The sequence below is a fragment of the Parabacteroides distasonis ATCC 8503 genome, from assembly GCF_000012845.1.
Lineage (GTDB): Bacteria > Bacteroidota > Bacteroidia > Bacteroidales > Tannerellaceae > Parabacteroides > Parabacteroides distasonis.
The window spans coordinates 659,746-686,706 of sequence record NC_009615.1 but is presented as its reverse complement, the minus strand read 5'-3'; the positions used below and the strand labels follow the sequence as shown (position 1 = coordinate 686,706).

Sequence of the window (26,961 nt, the reverse complement as noted above, 5' to 3'; positions counted from 1 at the left end):
TTCATGTTTACATATAAAAACAGTAAATAGTCCTATGAATAACTTCACTTTTCACAACCCAACCCGTTTATTATTCGGTAAGGGCATGATTGAGAAACTGAGTACGGCCATCCCGATGGTGCATCGCATCATGATCACCTTCGGAGGAGGTAGCGTAAAGCAAAACGGTGTGTACGACCAAGTGATCAAGGCGCTAAAGGATCGTGACTATATCGAGTTCTGGGGCATCGAGCCTAATCCCACCATCGAGACCTTGCGAGAAGCTATCCAGATAGCGAAAGGCAAGCAGGTGGATTTCCTATTGGCGGTAGGCGGTGGCTCCGTCATAGACGGGACGAAGCTAATCTCCGCCGGCATCCAGTACGACGGTGATCCTTGGGAATTGGTACAGAAAGGGTATTACTATCATACCGTGCCCATGGGTACCGTACTGACCCTGCCCGCCACGGGTTCCGAGATGAATAGCGGGGCCGTGATCTCCCGGAAAGAGACGCAAGAGAAATTCCCGTTCTACAGTAATTTCCCCGTGTTCTCGATCTTGGACCCGGAGACGACCTTCAGCCTGCCCCCGTATCAAGTGGCTTGCGGTATCGCCGATACCTTCGTCCACGTGATGGAGCAATATATGACTACGACCGACCAATCCCGCTTGATGGATCATTGGGCGGAAAGTATTTTAAGTACCTTGGTTGAGATCGCCCCGAAGATCAAGGAAGATCCGAGGAATTACGACCTGATGGCAGATTTCATGCTATCCGCCACGATGGGCTTGAACGGCTTTATCGCTATGGGCGTAACGCAGGACTGGGCTACCCATATGATCGGACACGAGCTAACCGCCCTTCACGGATTGACGCATGGAGCGACTCTAGCGATCGTCTTCCCCGGAACCTTACGCACCCTACGCAAGCAGAAAGAGGGCAAGATACTGCAATACGGCGAACGGGTATGGGGTATCAATAGTGGAACAACAGAGGAACGGGTAAGCCAAGCCATCGAGAAGACTGAGCAATTTTTCCAAAGCCTCGGTTTATCTACCCGCCTCAGCCAAGAGAAGATCGGCGATACGACAATCACCGAGATCGAGAATCGCTTCAATGAACGAAACGCCGCCTTCGGGGAGGCGAAGAATGTAACGGGTAGCGTGGCACGGGAAATATTGGAGAGCTGTAAATAACGTACAACTTGTAGAGACGGGGCGTGCCCCGTCTCTACAAATGGGTATAGGTTTTATCTTAACAGGACTACTACCCGGATCGGGCCATGCGCCCCGAATACCAAGGCTTGTTCAATATCAGCAGTCTTTGAGGGACCGGACATGAAGACTCCGTAATCATAATCCATAGTGGCAGTACGGCGGTAAGCCTCATTCATCGTATGAACCAATTGAGTCTTGTCCAACAAGATCACCAAAGCGTTCGAGATAAAGTACAGACCTTTATAACGTACCTGACGGGGTAACCAGACAGCGGCATTCTCCGCCACGCCGAAACTACCCTCCACCACAGATACGTCCGTCCCGTTCAACTCCCGGGGATCGGTCAGCTCATCCGGGTTAAAGGTAGCGCAAGTAATCTCCTTCAAATTCGAGGCGATACGTTTCGCCTCCGGAAACTCACGGCGGATCACCTCATTCACATCCTCGCCGGGCTTTAACTCGATGGCCTTGCCACCCGCCCCGGCTAGCACTTCCGAGAACGTAGCCAACTTATCCGCATAGGTAATCGCCTCCAACGTAAGCTCAGGCATCTCGTGGCGTGTACCCGTATGATGACGGATACTCGCCAATATAGAATCTTTACTACTCATTATCTCACCTTATTATTCTTCCACATATCATTAAACGACTCCTTGGCGAAAGCCGGAAGCTCACGTCCCTTGCCCCAAGCGTTCAAGCCATTGTAGACCATGAAACGAGGCAAATGATTCACTACCGGAGCAAACTTCAACGCCGTATTGAACAATCCCGAACGTTCCATCAGGAACTTCATGCCGAAAGACATCACTTTCTTCTCCTTGCTCGCCTTACCGATCTTATCCAAATCTTGCCGCCAACGGTAAATCTGCTCGCCCAAGTCGATCTTTACCGGACAAACGTTCGAGCAAGAAAGACATAAGGAGCAAGCCGATACGTTATCCGAATATTCCTCCGGATTCCTCAGCATACCCAAGTTGATCCCGATCGGTCCCGGAATGAAATACGTATACGAATAGCCACCACTCCTGCGATATACCGGACAGGTATTCATGCACTCGCCACAACGGATACAATTCAACGTACGGATATGATCCGGTTTCGCCAAGATATCACTGCGCCCGTTATCCACGATAATGATATGGAACTCTTGTCCCTCGGGCGGACGGCGGTAATGAGAAGTATAAGACGTGATGGGTTGCCCCGTACCCGAACGAGCCAGCAAACGAGTGAATACGCCCAATGCCTCCAGATTCGGTACGATCTTCTCCATCCCCATCGTAGCGATATGCACCTTCGGGAAGGAGGTTCCCATATCGGCGTTTCCCTCATTGGTACAAACCACGATCTCGCCCGTAGAGGCGACGGCGAAGTTAGCGCCCGTCATCGCCACGTCGGCATGCAGGAATTTCTCACGCAGATTCTTACGGGCGGCATGCGTCAGGTAGGTAGGGTCGATATTCCCTTTCTCCGTTCCCATCTCACGCTCCATCATCTCGCTGATCTGCTCCCGTTTGATATGGATCGCCGGCATCACGATATGGCTCGGGGCCAAATGCATCAATTGCAAGATACGCTCACCCAAATCGCTCTCCACCACATCGATTCCTTTCGACATCAAGAACTCGTTCATATGGCATTCCTCCGTCAGCATCGATTTGCTCTTGATCAGGTTCCGGGCATCATGCTGGCGCAAGATCCGCAAGACGATCTCGTTATGCTCCTCGGCATCTTTCGCCCAATGCACGATAGCCCCGTTGGCGATCGCATTTTTCTCGAACTCCTCCAGAAGCGTGTCCAGATGGCTGTTGGAGTAAAGCTTGATCTCCGAGGCCAACTCTCTCAACCGCTCCCACTCGGGAAGCGAATGGCTCATCTTATCCCGTTTGGTACGTACCATCCAAAGCGTATGGTCGTGCCAAGCCTCATTCTCCTTATTCTCTAGGAAATGGGCCGCTGCTATAGCATGTTTCGTACTCATAATCCGGACGCTAATATTTGAACGATGTGAATAGTCTTGATCGGAAGTTTCTCTCGCTTGATAACCCCTTCCATATGCATCAGGCAAGAGCTATCCGCCCCGGTGATATACTCGGCGCCGGTACTCATATGATCCTTTACCTTGTCTTGTCCCATGCAAGTAGAGACCTCAGGCTCCTCGATGGCGAACATACCGCCGAAACCGCAACATTCGTCCACCCGCTTCGGCTCGAACACCTCGATACCTTTCACCAAGGAAAGGAGATCACGTAACTTGGAACAGTACGGGATATTACGCTCGCTGGGCGACGAGAGATGCAACTCACGCACCCCGTGGCAACTATTATGGATACTCACCTTATGCGGGAAAACGGCCGGCAGGGATCCCGGTCTCACCACGTCGTGCAAGAACTCGCAGATATCATAAATCTTCTTACTGTTCATACAAACGTGATCCCGCTTTCCCAATATATGGGGATGGTTCTCTTTTACGAAGGCTACGCAACTGGCCGAGGGGCCTACCACGTAGTCATAGTTCTTAAACTGTTCCTCCATCCGGAGGGCCAAGCGAGCCGCCTCATCCTCGAAGCCGGCGTTCGCCATGGGTTGTCCGCAACAGGTCTGGTCCATCGGATAATCGACATCCACACCCACATGCCTCAACAATTTATACGAGGCGATACCCACTTCGGGGTACACCGCGTTAATGTAACATGGGATAAATAATCCTACCTTCATACTAATTTTATCTTATATATCATATACGACACCGTATATAATTAACACCTACAAGCCCCTCATAGCTGCATATTGGCCCTTACCCTGCTTAATGTCTCGGGAGTCATCAGCAAATAAGAGGCGATATGGGACAAGGGGGCACGCTGCACGATCTCAGGGTGTTCTTTCAATAAGCGGGCATAACGTTCATTAGCGGTCTCGAAACGAAGGAAATCCGCCTTCCGTTGAGACAGGATCAGCGAATTCTCCAACAGGCGGCGATACATGACCTCGATCTCGTAATCCTCGGCGCACAATGCCAATAAAGGATCATGAGGAATGCCATACAGCACCGTATTCTCCAAGGCCTCCACCAACAGATTAGCGGGACGCTGGCGCAAGAAGCTCTCGATGCAAATGAAGATGTTGTCCTCGCTGGCGAAATGCTCGGTCAGCTCTTTCTTATTCTTGAAGTAAAACTGGCGAACCATTCCCTTATAGACATAACCGAGTTGCGTACAAACCTCTCCTTCGCTCAAAAACAGGGCGCCTTTTTTCAATTCTGTCCGGATTAAGATAGAGGCCAGTTTCTGGGCGGCTTCCTCACTGAGTAGAATCGATTGCGCCGCAATCCTGCGAGCTATAAATATCGCTGTATCCATATTCATGGTTGTTTTTGTTTGTTTCCGCAAACTTACGAAATAAATACCACTTGATTTACATCAAGCCCCCATTTATTTATATTCCTGCCAACTCTTGATGCAGATATCATCTACGCTCAAGGTACAGAAGGCTTGAATGAAAGCGCTCGCCAGACGGGCATTCGTAATCAACGGGATATTCAGGTCGATGGCGGCACGGCGGATCTTATAGCCGTTGTCAAGCTCGCCGGCGGAAAGGTCACGAGGGATATTCACGACCATATCGATCTGCTTCTCATGAAGCATCTTAAGCGCCTGCGGTTCTCCCTTCTCGCTCGGCCAGTACACCTTCGTACTCGGAATGCCATTCTCCGCCAAGAAACGGTGCGTACCTCCCGTAGCGAATAGGTTGTAGCCTTTCGTCGCCAACATCTTAGCGGCATCCAGCATGGCTACCTTCTGCTTCGGCGTACCGGTGGACAGGAGGATATTCTTCTCCGGAACCCGTTGCCCGACAGCGAGCATACTCGTCAACACCGCCTCGGATACATCGTCGCCCAGACAACCCACCTCGCCCGTGGAAGCCATATCGACCCCTAATACCGGATCGGCTTTCTGCAAGCGATTGAACGAGAATTGAGAGGCCTTGATACCCACGTAATCCAAATCGAACTCATTCTTATTCGGTTTCTCTACCGGCAAGCCCAGCATGACACGGGTAGCCAACTCGATGAAGTTTATCTTCAGCACCTTGCTCACGAACGGGAAAGAACGGCTGGCACGAAGGTTACACTCGATCACCTTGATCTCATTGCCCTTCGCCAGATATTGGATATTGAACGGGCCGGAGATATTCAGCTCCTTAGCGATCTGCTTACTGATACGCTTGATACGACGAACCGTCTCTACATATAATTTCTGGGCCGGGAACTGAATCGTAGCGTCGCCGGAATGAACCCCGGCAAACTCGATATGCTCGCTAATGGCATACATCACGATCTCGCCATGATCGGCCACGGCATCCATCTCCACCTCTTTCGCATGCTCGATGAACTGACTTACCACCACCGGATGCTTTTGGCTGACGTTGGCGGCCAATTTCAAGAAACGCTCCAACTCCTCTTGATTCGAGCAGACATTCATGGCGGCACCACTCAGCACGTAACTCGGGCGAACCAACACGGGGAAGCCTACCTCCGCCACGAAGCCATTGATATCCTCCATGGAAGAAAGCTCTTTCCAGCGGGGTTGATCCACGCCGATACGATCCAACATGGCGGAGAACTTCTCACGGTCCTCGGCATTATCGATGCTCTTGGCGGATGTCCCCAAGATATTCACATGCTGCTCGTCCAAACGCATCGCCAAGTTATTCGGGATCTGGCCGCCGGTGGAGACGATCACGCCGTGCGGGTTCTCCAGCTCGAGGATATCCATCACACGCTCGAAGGTAAGCTCATCGAAATAAAGACGATCGCACATATCATAGTCGGTAGACACCGTCTCGGGATTGTAGTTGATCATCACGGAACGATAGCCCTCCTTACGGATCGTATTCAAGGCCTGCACGCCACACCAGTCGAACTCCACCGAGCTACCGATGCGATAAGCGCCGGAACCCAGCACGACAATCGAGCGATGATCGCCCAAGTACGTCACGTCGTTTTCCGTACCGCTATACGTCAGGTACAGGTAATTCGTCCGCGCCGGATACTCGGCGGCCAAGGTATCGATCTGTTTCACCACCGGAAGAATGCCATGCTCCTTACGGAACTGGCGAACCAACATCATACCCTTCTCCACATCCCCGTCGAGACCGATCGCCCGTGCGATCTGGAAATCAGAGAACCCTTGTATCTTCGCCCGGCGGATCAACTCCGGATTGATGCGCCAACGTTGGATCCCCTTCATATCGAAAGCGTGAAGCTCCTTGGAGGTCTGCATGATTCCATATAGTTTCTGTAGGAACCATCGGTCTATCTTGGTAAGCTCATGAATCTGGTCTACCGTATAACCAGCACGGAATGCCTTCGAGATAACGAAGATACGGCGGTCGGTAGGCTCATGCAAAGCCTTATCGATATCCTCGATCACCAACTCCTTATTCTCCACGAAACCGTGCATACCCTGCCCGATCATACGCAAGCCCTTCTGGATAGCCTCCTCGAAGGTACGTCCGATCGCCATCACCTCGCCAACCGACTTCATGCTGGAACCCAACTCACGAGCCACGCCATGGAACTTACCCAAGTCCCAGCGAGGGATCTTACATACCACGTAATCGAGAGCCGGCTCAAAGAAAGCGCTAGTCGTTTTCGTCACGGAGTTTTTCAAGTCGAACAAACCGTAGCCCAAGCCTAATTTAGCGGCCACGAAAGCCAACGGATAACCGGTCGCCTTAGAAGCCAAGGCCGAAGAACGGCTCAAGCGGGCGTTCACCTCGATCACCCGGTAATCCTCACTCTCCGGATCGTAAGCGTATTGCACGTTACACTCGCCCACGATACCGATATGGCGGATGATACGGATCGCCAACTCACGTAATTTATGATAATCCGTATTACTCAAGGTCTGCGAGGGGGCAATCACGATAGACTCTCCCGTATGGATTCCCAGCGGGTCGAAATTCTCCATGTTACATACCGTGATGCAGTTATCGAAGCGGTCGCGCACCACCTCGTACTCTACCTCTTTCCAGCCCTTCAAGCTTTTCTCCACCAATACTTGCGGAGAGAAAGAGAAAGCCTTCTCTACCAACACGTCCAATTCTTCCTCATTGTCGCAGAAACCGGAACCCAAGCCCCCCAGCGCATAAGCGGCACGGACGATGACCGGATACCCCAGCTCAGCGGCCGCACGACGAGCGTCAGCGGCGTTCTCCACGGCCTCGCTCTTGATCGTCTTCACGTCGATCTCATCCAGCTTGCGTACGAACAACTCCCGATCCTCGGTATCCATGATAGCCTGCACCGGGGTACCCAATACCTTCACGCCATACTTCTCCAGCACGCCGCTTTGGTAAAGAGCCACGCCACAATTCAACGCCGTCTGCCCGCCGAAAGCGAGCAAGATACCTTCCGGACGTTCCTTCTCGATCACCTTTTCCACAAAAAAAGGAGTAACGGGCAGGAAATAAACCGTGTCCGCGACTCCTTCCGAGGTCTGTACCGTAGCGATATTCGGATTGATCAATACCGTTTGAATCCCCTCTTCCTTAATCGCCTTCAGGGCTTGGCTGCCTGAATAATCGAACTCGCCCGCCTCACCAATCTTCAAGGCTCCGGAACCGAGTATCAGGACTTTCTTTATATCTTCTTTCATTGCTTTACTTTTTTTAATGTTCTCTTTTAGGGTAAGCCTAAACACCCGTTTAAGGTAGACCTAAACACTCATTTAGGGTTGCCCTAATCCCTCGTTTAGGGTGGGCGTAAATCCCCGGCTACAACAATTCCGTGAATTTATCAAACATGAACTCCGTATCCAGCGGCCCGCTGCAAGCCTCGGGATGGAACTGAGAGGAGAAGAAAGGCTTCGTCTTATGCTTGATACCCTCGTTCGTCCCGTCATTCATATTGATGAACAGCGGTTCCCACTCCTCACCCAGCGTATCGTTATCCACGGCGTAACCATGGTTCTGCGAGGTGATGAAGCATTTCTCCGTGCCTACCATACGTACCGGCTGGTTATGGCTACGATGACCGTACTTCAATTTATAGATAGAAGCACCGCCGGCTTTCGCCAACAACTGGTTACCCATGCAAATACCGCAAATCGGCTTATCCCCGGAAAGCGCCTTACGGATATTCCGCACGGCGGCATCGCAAGTATCCGGATCGCCCGGACCGTTGCTGATAAACAAGCCATCGTATTCCAGCTGATTGAAGTCGTAGTCCCAAGGCACACGGATCACCGCCACGTTACGCCTCAACAGGCAACGGATGATGTTATGTTTCACGCCGCAGTCCAAAAGCACGACGCGCTTTAGGAATTGAGAATTGAGAATCGAGAATCGAGAATCGGAGGCTTCCGATAAAGAACAGGTCTGGCTCGTACCATCGGGCAGGTAACAAATAATCTCCTTGCACGATACCCGATCCACATAGTTCACATGCTCATAATCCTCGATCTTCAATTCCCCATTTCCAATTTCGTTATCGGCATCGCCGATAACGATACGTCCCATCATCACGCCATGCTCACGCAATTTCTTAGTCAACGCACGCGTATCGATACCGTATATGCCCGGGATCTTCTCCTCCTTCAACCAGTCGCCCAAACTGCACTCGGCGTTCCAGTGGCTATACTCATGGCTGTAATCGCTAACGATAATCGCCTCGGCGTGGATCTTCTCGCTCTCCATAAACGTAGCGATCCCGTTCGGCTCGAACGTACGAGGCGGGACACCGTAGTTACCAACGAGCGGATAAGTCAACACCATCAACTGGCCTGCGTACGAAGGGTCCGTCAAGCTCTCCGGATATCCGGTCATAGCGGTATTGAACACGACCTCGCCAGCCACCGGTCTCTCATAGCCGAAAGAGTAGCCACGGAAGACGGTACCGTCGTCTAACATCAAAGTTGCTGTTCTGTTTGTCTGCATAGAATCTGTATGTTGTGTCATTTCACTAAATATTCTTCTTCCATATAGTGAATAAAAGCCTCGTTCACTAACCGAGTCCCGCCCGGTGTCGGGTAATCGCCGGAGAAATACCAGTCACCCGGATGCTCCGGACAAGAGGCATGCAAGCCCTCCAAAGTCTGGTAGACGATCTCTACTTTCGCCTGCGTCCCGGCCGGTGTAAGCAACTCCACCATCTTAACGGATATCTCCTCGTCCGTAAACGGGGCGTATATCTCCTTTACGTAATTCACCAACGGACCATCCGCCGCTGTTTGTTGTCGCTTCGCCTTCTGATAAGCGTCCAAGATCACGTATTCCATCCCCCGGTCACGTAACAGGGCCACCGCAGCCTTAAAAGCGATAAACTCGTTCATCCGGGACATATCGATACCGTAATAATCCGGGTAACGTACCTGCGGAGAAGAACTTACGATCACGATTTTCTTCGGATGCAGGCGATCCAAGATACCGATAATACTCTGGCGTAAGGTAGTACCCCGCACGATGCTATCATCTATCACAACCAGATTATCGATAAAAGGTTCAATACTTCCGTAAGTAATATCATATACGTGCGCCGCCAGATCATTGCGGCTATTGCCCTCAGCGATAAATGTACGTAATTTTATATCTTTTATAGCTACTTTCTCCGAGCGGACTCGCATGGAAAGGATTTGCTCCAGTTCCTCTTCCCTAAGCAGGTGACTACGATCGGCGATCCATTCTTTTTTCAGCTTATTCAAATAGTTGTTCAACCCCTCCTGCATCCCGAAATAAGCGACCTCGGCCGTATTCGGGATAAAAGAGAAGACGGTATGATTCAAATCGTAATCCACCGCTTTCAAGATCGGATGCACGAGATTATCTCCCAAACGCTTCCTTTCCCTGTAGATATCCACGTCGCTACCCCGTGAGAAGTAGATACGCTCGAAGGAACAAGCCTTATTCTCTTTCGGCTCCACGATCTGGGAGATATGCCACTCGCCTTTCTTGTTGACGAGTATCGCCTCTCCCCGATTCAACTCCCGGATATCCTCTACCTGCACGTTCATCACGGTTTGTATAACCGGACGCTCGGAAGCCAGCACGATGATCTCATCATCCGCATAATAGAAGGCCGGACGGATTCCCCACGGGTCCCGCACGCTGAACGACTCGCCACTACCGGTGATACCGCAAATCACGAAACCACCGTCCCAGCCCGGGGTACAGCGTTTCAGCACGTTCGACAAATCAATTTGATCCTCGATGGCATGCGTGATATCCATCCCTCTCAATCCTTCCGCCTCACACTTTTGGTACAGGCGCTCCACTTCCCGGTCCAGCCGGTGTCCCAGCTGCTCCAGCATAATATAGGTATCGGAATATTTCCGGGGATGCTGGCCGATCGCCGTGATCTCCTCGAATATCTCATGAACATTTGTCAGGTTGAAATTTCCGCAAACGGCAAGGTTCTTGGCACGCCAGTTATTGCGTCGTAAAAAAGGATGGATATAAGAGATTCCGGATTTTCCGGTGGTACTGTAACGGAGGTGGCCCATATAAAGCTCTCCGGCGAAAGGTAGGTTGGCTTTGGCGAATAACGGATCGTTGAGTTGCTCGGGGGTTAAATCCTTGTAGTGTTCGTGAACTGCGGCAAATATCTCGGTAATAGCTCCGGTCCCGACAGCCCGTTCACGGAACATATATTCCTCTCCGGCATTTGCCTCTAACTTCACGCAGGCTAAGCCCGCTCCTTCCTGCCCCCTGTTATGCTGCTTTTCCATCAGCAAATAGAGCTTGTTCAGTCCATACATCCAACTACCGTATTTCTGGTGATAATACTCCAAAGGCTTCAGTAACCGGACCATGGCGACACCACACTCGTGCTTCAATACTTCCATTGTCGAATCAACTTTTTGATTTTGCCGCAAATATACAGACAATCCCTAACATATTGTTTAAACAAACATAAAATAATTGACACTTTCACGGAAAAAATGTTTTTATCGGACGTTTGGTTCACAAAGCTTAGATTTTATAAGCAAAAGGGAGGGTTTGTTTTCAATCTATAAGCCACTCATTTCCCTCTTAAAAGAGGCCTTTCAAAGATATCCATCCGAGAACCGTAATATTTCCGCAACAGAAAGAAAAGTACCAATATTCTTTCTGGCACAGAAAGCCCGTAGCACTGGCGCAAAAATGTTGTTCGCAGCCCCATGTGCTTATAAAGTTTTGAATGCAGACCAAGGGAAGGAAGTTGAAGCCTACACTGCCCACTGCTTTTCTAGGGCTGGTTACAAAATAAACGCCATTCCATTCTGGCTCATGGGTATGATGTTGTAGTCTTTTGTAATACAAAGGTGGTAAGAAGCATAATGTCATGTTTCCGGAAACAAAAAAGCCTCCTTTTAGGGGAGGCTTTACCATGGGATTCTAACATGAACGATCGTCATAGGTAAACATACGGAGAATTCTACGATTATGCAACATTACGATGAAGATATTCCCATCATTAGGCACTTGATGAAGTCGCTCACGGATCTTATTAAACACTCGTAATTACTAGGAGATGTCAGGAACTAAAGAGACAGGTAGGAAATCCTCTGTAGTTTCGGGATCATATGCTCGGTCTTTCGCCTCAAAAATAACACTCCCCGGAACAAGACAAATACAAGTATGATACATTCCTTGAGGAACCTGTATTCCCGGACAAGATCCTCCAGCCTCTAGGACAAACTCATCAATCTTATTTCCCTTCGCATCATAAAACACTTCACGCACAGCCCCCCGGCAAACGATTACCGTCTCTGATGTTTCTTGATGTCGATGTATCGGTATCACGGTCTCTGGCATCAGGACATTCAGCATCCGCTGCGAGGTATCCTTTCCAGCCACGGTTCTCAAATCATAATGCATTCGTTTCCTTGGTGAGGAAATCGCATCCAATAAGATCTTATCAAACAATTCATTATTCAGCTCCATACATTCCATTCTCATTTAAAAGCAAACACAAATGCTCCATACATTTATAGAGTACCATCATTCAAATTTTCATTATTTGATCTAGCTTATCAATACATACTTTTTTCGAAAAATGTATCTTATAATAGGCTTGCCCATTTAATCCCAACTGCGACCTCTCCTCTTCTGTCTTATGATACATTGTAATTACATTCTTTGCCAATCCTTTAAAATCACCGGAGTTAGTAGTCAATCCACAGTTAGCTTCTTCAACTATTTTATTACCCATACCAGACAACATCGTAACCATTGGCTTTGCGGAAGCCATATATGCTTGAACTTTAGAAGGTATAGTCAATGAAAAAATATATTCTTCTTTTAATGATACCAACATCACATCCGCAAGAGAAAAAAAGTCGGGCATTTCTTCAACTGGATAACGGCCTAAGAAAAACACCGTATCATTTAATTTTAAGGATTGAACCTTTTGTTCAATATCTGATTTCATGCGTCCATCACCTACTATTATCCATTTAATATCCGGAAGATGTCGGGTTAAAACCGCAGCTTGAATAATAGATCCAAAATCTTGTGCCGCACCTATATTACCAGCAAACATGACTTTAAATCCATTAGGCATTAAAGATTCATATTTATTTGAATCACTAATCTCTTTCATGAACACATCTTCTGCCCAGTTTGGTACATATATTAACTTGTCTTTAAAATTTCCTTTACTCAAAACTGACTCAAAAAAAGCAGGAGACTGTACAAACAAGATGTCTGTTCTACAATAAATACCTGTAACCAATTTTGATAATAAGTTCATTACAAACCCACTTTTCAAACCGCTTGCGGCTGCTACACTTTCCGGCCATAAGTCTTGAATCCATAAAGAAGCATTAACACCCGTTTTCTTTTTTAAAAGCAATGCAGGATACATCTGAAATACAGGAGAAGTTCCAAAGCAAAAGATACTATCAGTCTCTATACGATGGGTTAATACGTATAAGGAAGCAAAAAAAACAAACGAAAGATAATTCAAGGCCAGCCGTATTCCTCCACCATTTCCTCTAGGAATAAGAGGCACGCGGATAACTCTGATCCCTTTATAATCTTCCTCCTGTATTCCCCAAAACTTATAACCGTTAAGAATTTTTCCTTTCGGATAATTTGGTTTCCCAGTCAGGACCGTTACATTGTGCCCCCGTTTAACCCATTCTTCCGCTAAATCATTCACTTTAAACTCTTCTGGATAAAAGTATTGGCAGACAATTGTTATTTTCATATTGTTGATTATTTACGCCAAACCATCTTATCTATAATGCCGGTATAACTCTGTATTAACTTAACCACCTTAGTAGATACATTGCTATCATCATAAGCAGGTACCGTTAATCCATCATCCCCACAAAGATGCATTTCTACAGCAAGATCAACGGCCTGTAATACTTGTTCTGTTGAAATTGATCCTATGACAAAGACACCCTTATCCATAGCTTCTGGGCGCTCTGTTGATGTACGAATACTTACCGCCGGAAATTTAAAGTAACTAGCTTCTTCCGGAACTGTTCCACTATCTGATACCACACAAAAAGCATACTGTTGTAAATGGTTATAATCATGGAATCCTAAAGGTTTACTTTGAATCACTCGTTTATCAAACTTAAACCCACGTTGCTCGATAAACTTTTTGCTACGAGGATGACAAGAATAAAGAATAGGCATATTATACTTATCAGCCATAGCATTAACCGCATTCATCAAGGAGAAAAAATTAGCTTCAATATCTATATTTTCCTCACGATGAGCTGAAAGCAGGATATATTTATGCCGCTCCAATCCTAAACGCTCTAATATTTTACTTGAATTAATTTGTTCTATACACCCATCCAACACCTCACGCATAGGAGATCCGACAACATAGGTATTCTCAGGCCTAACCCCCGCATCAAGGATATAACGACGAGCATGTTCGCTATAACAAAGATTCACATCACTAGTTACATCTACAATTCTTCTGATTACCTCTTCAGGTAAATTCTCATCTTTACAACGATTTCCTGCTTCCATATGAAATATCGGAATTTTCAAACGTTTCGCAGAAATAATAGAAAGACAACTATTAGTATCACCTAACACTATTACAGCATCAGGTTTTACTTCTACCATCAACTCATAGCTCTTAGAGATTACATTCGCCATGGTTTGACCTATGTTTTCACCAACCACATTCAAGTAATAGTCAGGCTCACGCAAAACTAGATCTTTAAAAAACACTTCGTTTAAAGTATAATCATAGTTCTGCCCTGTATGAACAAGAAAATGTTCAAAATACTTATCACACTTTTTAATAATGGCAGACATCTTTATTATTTCAGGCCGAGTACCTAAAATAGTCATTAATTTTAATTTTCCCATATAGTCAATCAATATAAAGGATAAATATCTTTATGGTTATCAACCCACTCTTTCATCTCTATAATCATCTGTTCGTAAGAAGGTACCTCAAAATCAAAATCAGTACGCTTATTGAGTAAAGTCTTATCTAAAACCAATTTTTCAGACTTCGCTATCTGAACCTCATTATTTCTAAAGTACTTATTAAAGAGACATAGCAAGTTATATTTATTAATACTTCCGTTATTTACCAAATTATATAATCCAGTAAGGTTCGTTTGTAGAGCACGTTCCATCGCCTTTGCAAGGGTTAAAGTAGTAACTCCTGTCCATATAGCTTTTGTAAAGCCATTGATTGGAGTATGTTGTTTCATAAACCAATGAAAAAGGCCTATTCCATGTTCATTAATATCCGGACCAATAATAGAATTTCTAAAGGTAAGGTTTTTATCATCCACAATCTCACCCAATGCCTTTGTCCTATCATAATATGAACATCCATCAGGTACGGAGCACTCATCATAAGGCCCTTTATTACCAGCAAATACACAATCTGTACTCATCTGAATAAAGCGTGTCGGAGTATCTTTCAACCAAGCTACAACTTGATGAGGAAGATAACTATTAATATAAACAGCCTTTTCAGGAGCAGAATCGGCAAATTGATTCAGCAAACCAATGCAATTAATTATGGCATCGTAATTACCTGTAGTTACTATATTTTTCAAACATTCTATATCGAATGCATCTCCCCCGATCCACGTACAAAAAGGAAATCGTTTGCGAGAGAACGCATACACCTCATATCCCTGCTCTTTAAAATAAAGCGCAATAGTATGGCCAGCCATACCGGAAGCACCCAAGACTAGTATTTTCATATAGGCAGTTATTACTCAGAACGTATTTCCTTTGTTTTCACTCTTGCTTGTAAACCAAGATCTTCACGAATAAAATTGAGTTTATACAACATTTCCTTCATGCCCTCCACATCGAGACGGGTAGTATTATGGGAATGATACTCCTCTACCTGCTCAACCTTATGAGAACCCTCAGTAAAGAACTTATCATAGTTCAAGTCTCGGTTATCACATGGAATACGGTAATAGTTACCCATATCAATAGCCTTAGCCATCTCCTCACGAGTGACAAGAGTCTCATAAAGTTTCTCACCATGACGAGTGCCAATCACTTTAACCTCAGTCTCACCATATCTCGAATCAATCTTAGCGTAAATCTCCTTCAACGCTCTGGCTAGAGTTTCCAAGGTAGCCGCAGGAGCCTTCTGGACAAACAAATCCCCATTCTCACCATGAGTAAAAGCATAAACCACCAAATCAACAGCGTCATCCAAAGTCATCATGAAGCGAGTCATATTTGGATCTGTTATAGTAATAGGTTTACCATCCATCATCTGCTCAACCCACAAAGGGATGACAGAACCACGAGATGCCATAACGTTACCATAACGAGTACAGCAAATAGTAGTCTTTGCATTCTGTCCCAAAGCACGACCTTGAGCAATAGCAACCTTCTCCATCATAGATTTAGAGATCCCCATAGCGTTGATAGGATAAGCGGCCTTATCCGTAGAAAGTACCACGACGTTCTTCACTCCATGAGCGATAGCAGAAAGCAACACATTATTAGTACCCTCCACGTTCGTACGCACAGCCTCCATAGGAAAGAATTCACAACTAGGAACCTGTTTAAGAGCAGCGGCAGAGAACACATAATCCACACCAGTCATAGCGAAATCCACCGCCTCACGCTGACGCACATTTCCAATATAAAACTTCACCTTATGAGCCACATCCGGACGCTGAGCCTGAAGGTAATGGCGCATATCATCCTGTTTCTTCTCATCACGTGAAAGAATACGAATCTCTTTTATATCGCTATCCAAAAAGCGACGAAGCACGGCGTTACCAAACGAGCCCGTGCCTCCTGTTATCAATAAAACTTTGTCTTTAAATACTGACATGATAAATTGTATAAATTTAATCTTTCTATGTTACTGATACCAATGGGTATTGGCAATAGATCGATTCATTTTTCGTAAGATTCCATGATCTCGATCAACTTCCGGGCTCTTTCCTCATAAGTATCGAATTCTTTTAACTGCTGGTCACCTAGCGACAGAAGATGGTCATAATACAAACGATCTGTTGCCACTTTATAAATGCTATCCGCAAGTGCAGATGCGGAGGTAGCCTCATAATATTCCGCCGCATCTCCACACAAGCTATGGGCAAACCCCAAATCGGTCGTGATGATCGCCTTTCTCATCCGCATGGCCTCTGCATAGCTGGCACTGAAGCACTCCAGCAAGGAAGGCAAGAACATTGCATCAACCTGCTGATACAGACCTGGGCATTGATTGATCCGCACAGCCCCCAAGAAAAGCACGTGCTCCCGTTCCTCTTCACTTAAAGGGATGTACTCTTCCTCCCGAATGGTAAGAATAAAACGAAACTTTAAATCTGGATATTTACTCCTCAATATATGAATGCAAGGCACAATGATCGGCAAATTTTTATGGGGGTAATTCGCACAAACAGTCAACAGTGTAAATCCATCAAAATAAGGCAATTGAACAGAGCAATCCCACATTTCAGGATAGTCAAACACTTGATTGTAGTTGTTGGTTACCGTATAGACCTTTTTCTTAGGAAACAACTCTTTCAGCTTCATTGAAATAAAAGGATTTTCTGTATAATAGGCATTCGCACTCATACGAAAGTTTCTTTTGATAAACGATAACCTGAGACGCAATTTTAAATTATCCTTCCATGATACACTTTTAAAGAAAGGAGAATCCGACAACACCAAATGAGAAAGAGCGAATCCACACAGGTGCCTACACTTTGGGATCCAGACGGAAGGGCCAAATAGGGTAAACACCATCTCTATCTCATGTTGTTCTACCAATCCATCTAAAAAGGCATTACGGCCTGTTAGTATCTGAATGAATCCTAAAGGTCTAGAATACCGAACAACATAAATACAAGGAAGCATCTCTATCGCCTTTGCGCATTCTTCCAATGCAGATGGCAATACCACTGTGAAATGATGTTTAGATGTATATTTATACAACTCTCTACAAACAGAATCACACACCTGGATACCTCCTCCAACTTTCAAGTTAGAGGCATTAATAAGTACATTCATAATGTAAACTCGTAAGTTATCAAATTCTATTTTCTTTATTAATGCGTATCAATAGTTCGCTTTATGATTCGCATTATTACCAAAAAAATCAAATTGTACCATTATCGACTCTTATACTCTCACCCGAAATACTTTCTGCCTTGTCAGAAAGTAAAAAAGCAACAGTCTCCGCAACAGAACGAATCGATGTCGGAGCTTTCATTGAAGTACGTTTATAAATACGGTCTTTTTGTTCATTGTTAAGTGTAGCACTCATAGCTGTTTCCATAAATCCCGGCACAACTACATTCGAACGTATGCCCAGTCCGCCCCATTCTCGACAAGTATCTTTTGAGAATGCTTCCAAAGCTCCTTTACTGGAGGCATACATAGCAAGTCCTTTATAGCCGGTATGAGCGCTGATGGAAGATATGTGCACGATACTACCTCGCGTATGATGAAGAAGCATATTACGAATAGCGTATTTGGTCATCATCATTGGTGTAAATACATTTACTTCATACATCGCTTTCAATTTTTCAAGATTCAAATTAGTCACGATGTCATCGTAAGCAATAGCTGCGTTGTTTACAAGACCATACAATTGTACCCTATTGGAAACAAAGTCCTTAAAGATACTCTTACGCACACCATCCGCATCAGACAAATCAATGCTTTTAAAAAATAACTTACCTGTATACTCTTGTTCCAGCACTCTAAATTCTTCCGTGTAGCTGCGTGCCACTCCATAAACGATATTGCCTTGTTCCAAAAGTACACGGCATATTTCAATGCCCACGCCACGTGAGCAACCTGTTATTAAATAATTCATGAACGTTTCAATTTCCCGGTTCTTGTTAATGAAAAAGATTCTACAAACTTTATCTTACGAGGAATTTTAAAATCTTGTAGATGCTCCTTCAATATCTTTCTTATATCTACTTCTTTCAGTTCTGCGCCTTCTTCCAACAGTACTTCCGCACAAAGGACATTCCCTAAAATGGCATTAGGCTTTCCAAAGACAAGAGCCTGTCTCACTCCATTTATGGAAAGAATGGCATTTTCCGTTTCTCCCGGATTTACCTTATATCCACCAACATTAATAAGTTCGTTTTTACGACTGCTAAAGCGGAATAAGCCATTCGCCTCATCCACCCACTCAATAATATCACCAGAATGGTAGTAATCTCCATCAAACTCAAAACTATCAGACTGGCCGAGCAAAGATTTATGAATCATCAGTTCTTTATCTTTAACCTCAAATTTATCCTTGATCGCTGATGGAATCTGGAAACAATCCCCCTTAGCGGCAAACAGCGAACCAGCCTCTGTAGATGCATACACATTATTAATTTTTGCGTTTGGAAATATCCTTCCAATGGCATCATACAAATGCCAGTCAGACTTTTCTCCCCCCAATGTGACACGTTGAACGGAGGGGTAAGCCCTTCCAAATGGTAGAAGCAAACGATAGAACGTGGGAGTTGCCGAAAGATGCGTGATCTGGTTTTCCTCAATGGCAGCATATACATCCAAGCGTCCCGCATTAAACACATTCACTAAAGTATTCAAATTTTCAAAAGCTTGAAAAAACACCTGTAATCCAGCCATGTGCGTGGGGTTATAAGCATATCCCCAAACCTGATTTTGATATTTCTCTCCCTTACGCACCGAGCGTGTAAGGGAAGCAATGGTGTGAATAACTTTCTTAGGCTGCCCAGTCGTGCCAGATGTAAAGATTGTTATTTCTGACGGAGACGCTTCTATCGCATCGACCACATCTGAGATAGAATTGAAATGACAGCGATCCAAAGCAATGCTCTTGTTAATCTCATCCTCGTCTATTCCATCAATTTCGGAAGAACTCAAATCGCTATCAAGAAGAATTAGTGATTTTCCACAAGCTAACGCACGTATGAGATTACAAAAATAAGCAAATAAATCTGTACCCCTGAATAAAGGACAATAGATCTGCTCAGCATTCAAGAGAGACAGTAATTCGTCATAGGAGTACTCTTTGCCCTTATCAATAAGAAAGACTCTCATTTATTGAAGTTTTTCGTAGATTTCACCTATCGTGTTTACCAAGCCGTCCTCAAAGATGTCGATATCAAACTCATCCTCAATCTTCACTGTCAACTCTGCCAGATCAAACGAGGTAAGATCAAGGTCATTGCGAAGATCATCAGTCACGTTGATGTTATCGATGGCAGGAAGCTCCTTTGTCGCACGAATCTCGTTGATTATATTCAATATTTTCTGTTCCATGTTTCGTCATCATTTATTTATTGGTTCATAAAAATGTGTTTCACTCATATTTGCTGTTACGCTCCCCCATGACAATCCGACCCCAAAGCCTGTCATCACGACCTTAGAGAGGTCATATCTCCCTTGGGGGCAGACATCAGAAAGGAGTAAGGGGATTGTTGATGGTCCCGTGTTTCCATAGTTCTCTACGTTTATGGGAACTAATTCCGCTCTGGCCTTGAGTTTCTTCCTAACGTAGTTTACCATAAACCTATTTGCCTGGTGCAAGGCAAATAGTCCCACTTGTTCCCTCTCCCATCCGACCAGTTCCAGAAGCGCATTGACATTCTTGTGTACTTGGGTAATGGCAAAGTTGAATATTGCCATACCATCCATATAAAGGTCATTCTGAGTACGTCCGTTATTATCTTCGTCATATTTCAGCTCTGAAGTTTCGGCTGTGATTGGCTGACGAAAACCACCGGCAGGAACTATGAGACGATCTGCGCCGCTTCCGTCTGACTGGATATGAAATCCCATCGGCTCAGTTCCTTTACAAACAAGAGAAGCCGTACCACAATCACCAAATACCATACGTAAAGATTTATCCTGTGGATTAATCATGCGTGAAGTTGTATCTCCTGCCAGTACTAATACATTATTGCACATTCCACTGTTAATCCATGTCGCCGCAAGAAACAATCCATAAATGTATCCGGAACAACCGTAGTGCACATCTATGCAAATAGTATCCTTGGATAGTCCTAAACGGTCTTGAAGGCAGATGGATGTGGCTGGAAGGATATAGTCACATGTCTGAGAAACAAACACAAGTCCGTCAATGGTTGATTTATCTATATTCTCCTTCTCAATTAAATGCTCCGCAGCTTTTTGGCACATATCGGCACTGGTCATCTCCTTGTCTGCCACTCGCACACGCTCCACTCCAGTCGTTCTTATTATATTCCTCACCTCACTTTCGCCATATAAGCTATTGAATGATATCATCTCAATAGTATTGGTGGGCAGCCATGAGGTTATCGCCTTTATCTGTATATGAGGTATTATCGTTTTCATCATCAACTATTGTAATGTAAATCCTCCGTCTATGACAATATCCGAACCTGTCACAAAGCTCGATGCGTCAGAAAGCAAATAGATAATGCCATAAGCTACTTCCTTTGGGTCTCCAAAACGCTTCATAGGATAACGCTGAGCTTCAACAGCAAGTTGTTCTTTTGAAATAATTCCAGCATCTAATATGTGAGTATTAATCATGCCTGGACATACTTCATTTACTCGTATTCCTTTTGCAGCTAAATCCAAGGCAGCATTCATGACAAAACCTCGAACCGCACCTTTAGATGCTGAATAAAGTACATTTCCCCCCCCACACACACTAGTACCGGAAATCGAACAAGTAAAAACAATACTTCCACCTTTTCCAACTCTCTTTTTTTTCAATACTTTTTGCGTCAAAAGAATAGGCGCGATGGTATTGACTTCCAATACCTTTTCTAACTTCTCACGCTTTATAAATTGTGTTGGACAAGTCTCGGTTATACCAGCATTATTCACAAGACCCTGAATATCAGGAAGCTGATCAACAAGATAATCCAATTGTTCACAATCTGAAAGATCTGCTATGATCATAGCATGGCCAGTCCCCTCAAGCATATTAAACGTTCGCTTCAAACGTTCTTCATTACGTGCAGTTATCACAACCTTTGCCCCCATCTTAGAACATTCAATAGCAGTAGCCATGCCAATACCTGAGTTAGCACCTGTTATGAGAATGGTTTTACCTTCTATTGAGAATGGATTATAATTCATTACTGCTTATTTTTAACCAAATCAAATAACTCTTGAATGGTATTAGCCCGGCGCATTTCATCAGCCTTTAAACTAATATCATATTCGTCATCAATCATTGCCATCAAACCTAGAGCGACAAGTGATGACCACTCGTCTAAATCGCGAAATTTTGTATCTGGCTTGATCTCGCTTACATCCGTCTCATCAAGTTGTTCCGCAAAATGCTCAATAAATTCTTTCAGTTCCATATTTCCTAATTTTAAAGTTGTTCTATTTTATAATCAAGCTATTAATAATAAATTATTTAAAATCCATATCAGAATCGGCCGAGGTATGAAAGACCGCATATTCCCGTTGAGTAGCTGGCTTAAAACGAGCTACAATGTCCGCTCCACCTTGCTTCTCCCCAAAAGCATTCCGCTTTAGTTGCTGAGAAAAAACAGGTAGGGAGGAGCGTATGTAAACCCCAGCGAAACCCATCTGCCGAGACAGAGAAAGGGAAGCTTTTATAATAGCGTTTTGCCCTTCTTCATCACCAATTGCAAACCGATAATCCACGACATAAAGCAGTGGAATCCCCTTAAAAGAATCGTATTGTCTGCAAGCGAAATAGATATCATAACCGGCTCCTGCCACTTCGAGGGCATACACCTGATATTTGTCTTTCAATGTGAAAAAGCGCCAATCCATAAAACCAACCGAACGATCAAACTCAATCAGTCCGTCATTCCAATATCCGCCCTGCGGATATCTTAGGTCACCGGCTTTATCCAGCCGGCGAAACTTCCCCCAACGTGTCTTTATTTCTGGTGGATAGGAGGAATCCCCTACAATAGGCCTCCGTGCCGAAGGGAAAAAGGGCACAAGAATATATCGAAGCAAATATCGGTTAAACCGTATAAATGCCACAGACTTAGCGATAAACTTGGAGCGCATCCGTCTTTGAAGCTCAATCGATATCTGAGACAATCCAGCTCCAAAAAGGTTCTTAATCGAGAATAACTCTCCACAAATAAGAGTTCCCGCATCTGTCTGGCGATAGTCATCCAAAACCTTCGTGTCATACGACCAAACGATATCTTGCTCTTCGCTACCGATCCGAGCCTTCGTTCGCAAAAACATATTTGCTCCGATGATCTCTTGCCCCCTATAAATCAACAATGACATCTCCTCCCCTCCTAGCGGCATATACGATAAAGTAAAATCGATAAACGAACTCAAGTCCTTGCGAGAAGGATAGGCCTTCGCTATATAACTTACCAAAGCATTTTTGTCTGAAGAAGTATATCTCTTACTATAAATCTCCGTATTATCCATCAATTAATATCTATGTAGCGTATTATAATGCAATTTCTGATAATGGGATGCAAGTATATCCATCCCTCCATGAAGAGCCAATCGGGCTTGAATGGGAGATAGCGACTGAAAAAAAGATCTATGTTTCACCATTTTATCCATGTCATATTCCCCCGGTACAGAAATATAAAGTTTCTGATAACCTGCTTTCAACGATTCTGAAATAACTCGGTCTGAATAGTATCCTTGCGGATAGCAGACGCTATCGACCGTTTTTCCCAAAAGACGTTCAAAATAAGTCTTTGAAGTACACAAATCGTCTTGAAGTTCCTCATCAATCAGTGCACTCATGTTTTTGTGACGAACGCCATGTGACTGGATATTGAAACCCATCTCATGCAATCGCATGATCTCAGACTCTGACAGATAACCCTCTTTCCCAATCAAGGTAGTGGGAATAAAGACCGTGGGATAGACACGCTGGGAAACCAACCAATCCGCACAATCCAGCAATCCGCGAAAGCCATCATCGAAAGCGATTTGTATCTCCCCTTTGGACCTCTTAATATCTCGGACAATCTCAAAACCAGCCTTCCGTATAACCTCTACATGCCGCTTAAACAAGTCAAGAGAGGTCGACATATCTGTATACGACACACAGCCATGAATGTCATGATAATAGATCACCCTGCTACTTCTATTCTGACCTAAGAAGCTACCCACCAAGAAAATCCCAGTCCTAACTAGTTCTTTAATATTCATTGTTATAAAAAAATAAGGTTCACCTATTATTTAACTGATCACTTCTCAAACGAGCTTTTCTCTGGAAGGAGCGATTCAAAAGCGCTAATCAATGAGAGCTTAGCCTTTTCAAAGTCAACTGTCAAGTCTGAATCGTTCAAACAAATCACTCGTTTGCGCTGGTTGCGTATCAAATCTGATATATAGTCCAAATTATCGTTTTGTATCGCAACATATTCTGAGTCCTTCCAAACATTGTAAGGAGAGAACTCTCCGGAACAAAGCCTCCAATACCGCATGAGATATTGATTTACATTCGTAATGTCACGGAACCGAGACGCGGAGGTCTCTCGCAACAACTTCGGCTCCAACTCCCAAACTCGCTCGAAAGTAGACTTCAAGTAGGCGTTAGGCATGTGAGGATCGACAAAGCCTGTATGCAAGCTCCAAGGCCATAAAACCAATGTTCGATACCATTGGCTGGCATACCTCACGTTCAGCCATTTCCCTAGATGCCTCTTAAGCAAGTCCTTCTTGGGAAAATACTTATTGATCACTATCAAATCATTACAAATGATATGATCTATTCCACTATTATTAGGCTGCATTGCGTTTAGAGCTGCGATGTCGCAGGGTAACCCGTCACGGAAGAACCGCTCTTCCACGACATGATCGATCAAGAACGTATCATCATTAAAATAGATGAAATGATCAGATAATCCCTTGATCCGGTGAATATTCATCTCTATGGGATTACAATTGAATGTAGGAAGATATTCCGCCGGAATGAAATCCGCATGTTTGACAAAATGTAGCTTGGGTGCTTCTAAGTTCAACCATTCCGGGGCATGCCCACATGTCACAAAATGAACTTTCCCAACCCACGGCGCATATTTCTCGATACCCCGAAACAAGAACCTTAGATTATTCCAATCCCGGAAACGGACTTCTCTCTTATCACCTTTCACACAAGGAGCATACTTCGCATACTCCGCCTGCCAGACAGGATCATTCCCGTCTACCCATAGTAAAACTATGTCTATCATTCTATTAAATAATTATCATCTATTAATCAAATATCGTAGTGTAAGGAGAAATACCCAATCCACTGCCTAAGTAAACCTGACTATCCGTAATAGTCTTCTCATACAAGATCAAATAGATTAGGAAAAAAAGGAACAAGATTAACTTCTGATACTTCGGAGCCAAAACCTTACATACTGGATCTACCAAAAATGCGGGAACAAAGGCAAAGCATCCCATCAAACGGCCAAAAATGTGAATTTTTGCAGCCAACAAATAGCTTCCGATATATAGCATATCCAATATGGCAAAAAATGCTACATGACTATATCCAGCAGATATTTTACGATTTAACAAAAGGAATAAAAAAGGAATTATCAAATTAGCGATGATCCCCAGCCCAGTACCAACACTAGCCTCTCTATTATAAACATTCTCAGCATACACTCCATACGTAGAATCTATAAATAATGGGTGTGAGAATAAACGATCAATCAACTCCGTTCCAGACACGGCCAATAATATCACGCAAAAAAATAAATAAACTTTGGTAACAGATAGTCTAATATTTTTCAAGAATAAAAGAGGAAAATAAAGAACCGATGAAAAGTGAATCAAAAATGCGAGGATGGTACACAGCGTATACTTTAATCTACCTCTTTCCTTATATAAAGCAAACAGGCCACAGGTTATTAACGAAACCGCAATCGCTTGCCGACTAGTACTCATACAACTTGGGAACAATAGGAAAAAGTAAAAGACAATAAACGGATAAAACTTCCTTTTGGGAACATAATAGCAAATCGGCGCAAAAGCCAAAATAGCCAAAACAGCTATAAATATTTGATGGTTAAACCCAAATGTATTCATCAATTTCCCCAACAGCTGAAAACCTATTTCATGCTCATCACTATTCGTCCTATACCAATCATATAGTCCTACATAAGCCCAATAATCAGTACCTATCCCTTTACGGATAGAGGCCGGTATTACGATAGATAAAAATACAATCGTCCTATAAAAGTACTCAGTGTGCCGGGTGGATGATATCTTCACGAGATACCCAAACCATAATACAAACAAAAGTATCGCATTATATATTATATAAGTAAATAACATGATGATTATTTTTTAGAATCCCACAAGCGATTTACAAATAAATCTTAAGACATACATAATCCGGGCTAGACAAAAGGATAGATCTTCCTCTCTTATCTCAACCATTTTTTCAACCATTGAGTAAATCCGGACAAGGAGGCCTCTATCTCAAAGCGGGAGTAATAATGGCTAATATTCATACGCGACAGCGAGTACTCGGAAGCCTCAGCGTTATATTCATTCATCACGGCAAAAGCGAAAGCGGATTGTGCGCATTCTTTGATGACACGGGGGGTCACGTCCCGCTTATGACCATAAGGATAGGCGAACAAATCCGTGTTATACAAATGTCCTACCCGCTCGGAACAAGCCTCAAAGTCCAATCGCAACTCCCGTTCATTAAGCATTGATAATATATCATGGCACACGGAATGCCCTCCGATCTTATGTCCTTTCCGTTTCAACATCAAAAGCTCCTCTTCGGTCAGCCCCTTAAAGCGGAGGTCAAAATAAGCGGGATCAATCGGTAGCGCTTCGTAAGGATAAGTCACTCCCAACATCTCAATAATAGAATCTTTATCGTATTTCTCATACAACGTATCAATCAAAGAAGAGAACGCCAGCTGCCTGCTTAACGAATCTCCGATCCGTACCTTTCGGTTCGCAATCATATACTCTCCTTCGGGCACGTAAGCGAACCACGCCATAATCCGATCAATCCACAAAGGCATGGAAGAACCGACATTTGAGATAGGCATAAAAAAATAGGCGTTATTAGTTCTTTTCGCCAATACCTCATCCGCTATTAATGCTGCCCGATAACCATCATCGAAAGTGATGATGACAGAACCGGACCGCCCCAGCTCGGTAGTCACCTCAAAACGCTTATTGACTATCGACATCATCCAATCAAACCGTGAACGAGACGTACAAACAATCGCTTGCTCAAAACTATTATTCATATATTCATCTGGTATAATATGATGGAAAACAAGGATACGCTGCTTCTTCCTGTTTATCCGGTAAAAGAAGGAGAGGATACCGAGATAATAACACAATCCATAAATAAAAGGCCGCAATTTTCTATTCAGCATTAT

General features: G+C 44.4%; 25 protein-coding genes. 1 reads left to right on the top strand and 24 read right to left on the bottom strand.

Annotation, left to right across the window (positions count from 1 at the left end):
* Positions 1-34: 34 nt before the first annotated feature.
* Complete coding sequence (locus BDI_RS02905; protein WP_009275004.1) at positions 35-1,177, top strand: iron-containing alcohol dehydrogenase; 1,143 nt, start codon at positions 35-37, stop codon at positions 1,175-1,177.
* 53 nt (positions 1,178-1,230) lie between these two features.
* On the opposite strand, the gene BDI_RS02900 is transcribed toward BDI_RS02905, so the two are convergent.
* From BDI_RS02900 to BDI_RS02780, 24 genes are all read right to left on the bottom strand, one after another.
* Positions 1,231-1,809 carry a LutC/YkgG family protein gene (locus BDI_RS02900; RefSeq protein ID WP_011966080.1) on the bottom strand — a complete coding sequence of 193 codons (579 nt, stop codon included), beginning with the start codon at positions 1,807-1,809 and terminating at the stop codon, positions 1,231-1,233.
* The gene (locus BDI_RS02895; protein ID WP_011966079.1) at positions 1,809-3,176 is read right to left on the bottom strand and encodes a lactate utilization protein B; all 1,368 of its coding nucleotides are present in this window, start codon (positions 3,174-3,176) and stop codon (positions 1,809-1,811) included. The genes BDI_RS02900 and BDI_RS02895 overlap by 1 nt, the downstream gene beginning before the upstream one ends.
* Entirely contained in the window at positions 3,173-3,913 is a 741-nt protein-coding gene (locus BDI_RS02890) for a (Fe-S)-binding protein (RefSeq protein ID WP_011966078.1), read from the bottom strand. Before BDI_RS02890 ends, BDI_RS02895 begins: the two co-directional genes overlap by 4 nt.
* 59 nt (positions 3,914-3,972) lie before the next feature.
* Positions 3,973-4,554 carry a Crp/Fnr family transcriptional regulator gene (locus tag BDI_RS02885; protein WP_005857857.1) on the bottom strand — a complete coding sequence of 194 codons (582 nt, stop codon included), beginning with the start codon at positions 4,552-4,554 and terminating at the stop codon, positions 3,973-3,975.
* Positions 4,555-4,626: 72 nt separating this feature from the next.
* Positions 4,627-7,854, bottom strand: coding sequence for a carbamoyl-phosphate synthase (glutamine-hydrolyzing) large subunit (gene carB / locus BDI_RS02880; RefSeq protein ID WP_005857859.1), 3,228 nt, complete (start codon positions 7,852-7,854; stop codon positions 4,627-4,629).
* A 118-nt stretch (positions 7,855-7,972) separates the two neighbouring features.
* On the bottom strand, positions 7,973-9,154 hold the full coding sequence (carA, locus tag BDI_RS02875; protein ID WP_011966077.1) for a glutamine-hydrolyzing carbamoyl-phosphate synthase small subunit: 1,182 nt from the start codon (positions 9,152-9,154) through the stop codon (positions 7,973-7,975).
* Complete coding sequence (locus BDI_RS02870) at positions 9,151-11,037, bottom strand: amidophosphoribosyltransferase (protein ID WP_011966076.1); 1,887 nt, start codon at positions 11,035-11,037, stop codon at positions 9,151-9,153. Before BDI_RS02870 ends, carA begins: the two co-directional genes overlap by 4 nt.
* Before the next feature lie 661 nt (positions 11,038-11,698).
* On the bottom strand, positions 11,699-12,118 hold the full coding sequence (locus BDI_RS02860; RefSeq protein WP_011966074.1) for a WbuC family cupin fold metalloprotein: 420 nt from the start codon (positions 12,116-12,118) through the stop codon (positions 11,699-11,701).
* Between the two features lie 61 nt (positions 12,119-12,179).
* Positions 12,180-13,385 (bottom strand): glycosyltransferase family 4 protein, encoded by a 1,206-nt coding sequence (locus BDI_RS02855; RefSeq protein WP_011966073.1) that lies wholly within the window; start codon positions 13,383-13,385, stop codon positions 12,180-12,182.
* Positions 13,386-13,393: 8 nt separating this feature from the next.
* The gene (gene wecB, locus BDI_RS02850; RefSeq protein ID WP_011966072.1) at positions 13,394-14,518 is read right to left on the bottom strand and encodes a non-hydrolyzing UDP-N-acetylglucosamine 2-epimerase; all 1,125 of its coding nucleotides are present in this window, start codon (positions 14,516-14,518) and stop codon (positions 13,394-13,396) included.
* Positions 14,519-14,526: 8 nt separating this feature from the next.
* The gene (locus BDI_RS02845; protein WP_011966071.1) at positions 14,527-15,375 is read right to left on the bottom strand and encodes an SDR family oxidoreductase; all 849 of its coding nucleotides are present in this window, start codon (positions 15,373-15,375) and stop codon (positions 14,527-14,529) included.
* Positions 15,376-15,386: 11 nt separating this feature from the next.
* Positions 15,387-16,478 (bottom strand): polysaccharide biosynthesis protein, encoded by a 1,092-nt coding sequence (locus tag BDI_RS02840; protein WP_011966070.1) that lies wholly within the window; start codon positions 16,476-16,478, stop codon positions 15,387-15,389.
* Between the two features lie 65 nt (positions 16,479-16,543).
* Positions 16,544-17,665 carry a glycosyltransferase gene (locus BDI_RS02835; protein WP_011966069.1) on the bottom strand — a complete coding sequence of 374 codons (1,122 nt, stop codon included), beginning with the start codon at positions 17,663-17,665 and terminating at the stop codon, positions 16,544-16,546.
* Between the two features lie 88 nt (positions 17,666-17,753).
* A complete protein-coding gene (locus BDI_RS02830) occupies positions 17,754-18,476 on the bottom strand; it encodes an SDR family NAD(P)-dependent oxidoreductase (RefSeq protein ID WP_011966068.1) in 723 nt (240 codons plus the stop codon).
* Positions 18,473-19,690 carry an ANL family adenylate-forming protein gene (locus BDI_RS02825; RefSeq protein WP_011966067.1) on the bottom strand — a complete coding sequence of 406 codons (1,218 nt, stop codon included), beginning with the start codon at positions 19,688-19,690 and terminating at the stop codon, positions 18,473-18,475. Before BDI_RS02825 ends, BDI_RS02830 begins: the two co-directional genes overlap by 4 nt.
* Positions 19,691-19,912: a phosphopantetheine-binding protein gene (locus BDI_RS02820; RefSeq protein ID WP_011966066.1), complete on the bottom strand. Its 222-nt coding sequence runs from the start codon at positions 19,910-19,912 to the stop codon at positions 19,691-19,693.
* Positions 19,913-19,921: 9 nt separating this feature from the next.
* Entirely contained in the window at positions 19,922-20,968 is a 1,047-nt protein-coding gene (locus BDI_RS02815; RefSeq protein WP_011966065.1) for a 3-oxoacyl-ACP synthase III family protein, read from the bottom strand.
* 6 nt (positions 20,969-20,974) lie between these two features.
* A complete protein-coding gene (locus BDI_RS02810) occupies positions 20,975-21,724 on the bottom strand; it encodes an SDR family NAD(P)-dependent oxidoreductase (protein WP_011966064.1) in 750 nt (249 codons plus the stop codon).
* Positions 21,724-21,954: an acyl carrier protein gene (locus BDI_RS02805; protein WP_011966063.1), complete on the bottom strand. Its 231-nt coding sequence runs from the start codon at positions 21,952-21,954 to the stop codon at positions 21,724-21,726. Before BDI_RS02805 ends, BDI_RS02810 begins: the two co-directional genes overlap by 1 nt.
* A 52-nt stretch (positions 21,955-22,006) precedes the next feature.
* Positions 22,007-23,023, bottom strand: coding sequence for a hypothetical protein (locus BDI_RS02800; RefSeq protein WP_011966062.1), 1,017 nt, complete (start codon positions 23,021-23,023; stop codon positions 22,007-22,009).
* A 3-nt stretch (positions 23,024-23,026) separates the two neighbouring features.
* Complete coding sequence (locus tag BDI_RS02795; protein WP_011966061.1) at positions 23,027-23,764, bottom strand: polysaccharide deacetylase family protein; 738 nt, start codon at positions 23,762-23,764, stop codon at positions 23,027-23,029.
* A gap of 38 nt (positions 23,765-23,802) precedes the next feature.
* Positions 23,803-24,789: a stealth family protein gene (locus BDI_RS02790; protein ID WP_011966060.1), complete on the bottom strand. Its 987-nt coding sequence runs from the start codon at positions 24,787-24,789 to the stop codon at positions 23,803-23,805.
* A 22-nt stretch (positions 24,790-24,811) separates the two neighbouring features.
* Positions 24,812-25,885, bottom strand: coding sequence for an EpsG family protein (locus tag BDI_RS02785; RefSeq protein WP_011966059.1), 1,074 nt, complete (start codon positions 25,883-25,885; stop codon positions 24,812-24,814).
* A 92-nt stretch (positions 25,886-25,977) separates the two neighbouring features.
* On the bottom strand, positions 25,978-26,958 hold the full coding sequence (locus BDI_RS02780; protein WP_011966058.1) for a polysaccharide deacetylase family protein: 981 nt from the start codon (positions 26,956-26,958) through the stop codon (positions 25,978-25,980).
* Between the last annotated feature and the right edge of the window lie 3 nt (positions 26,959-26,961).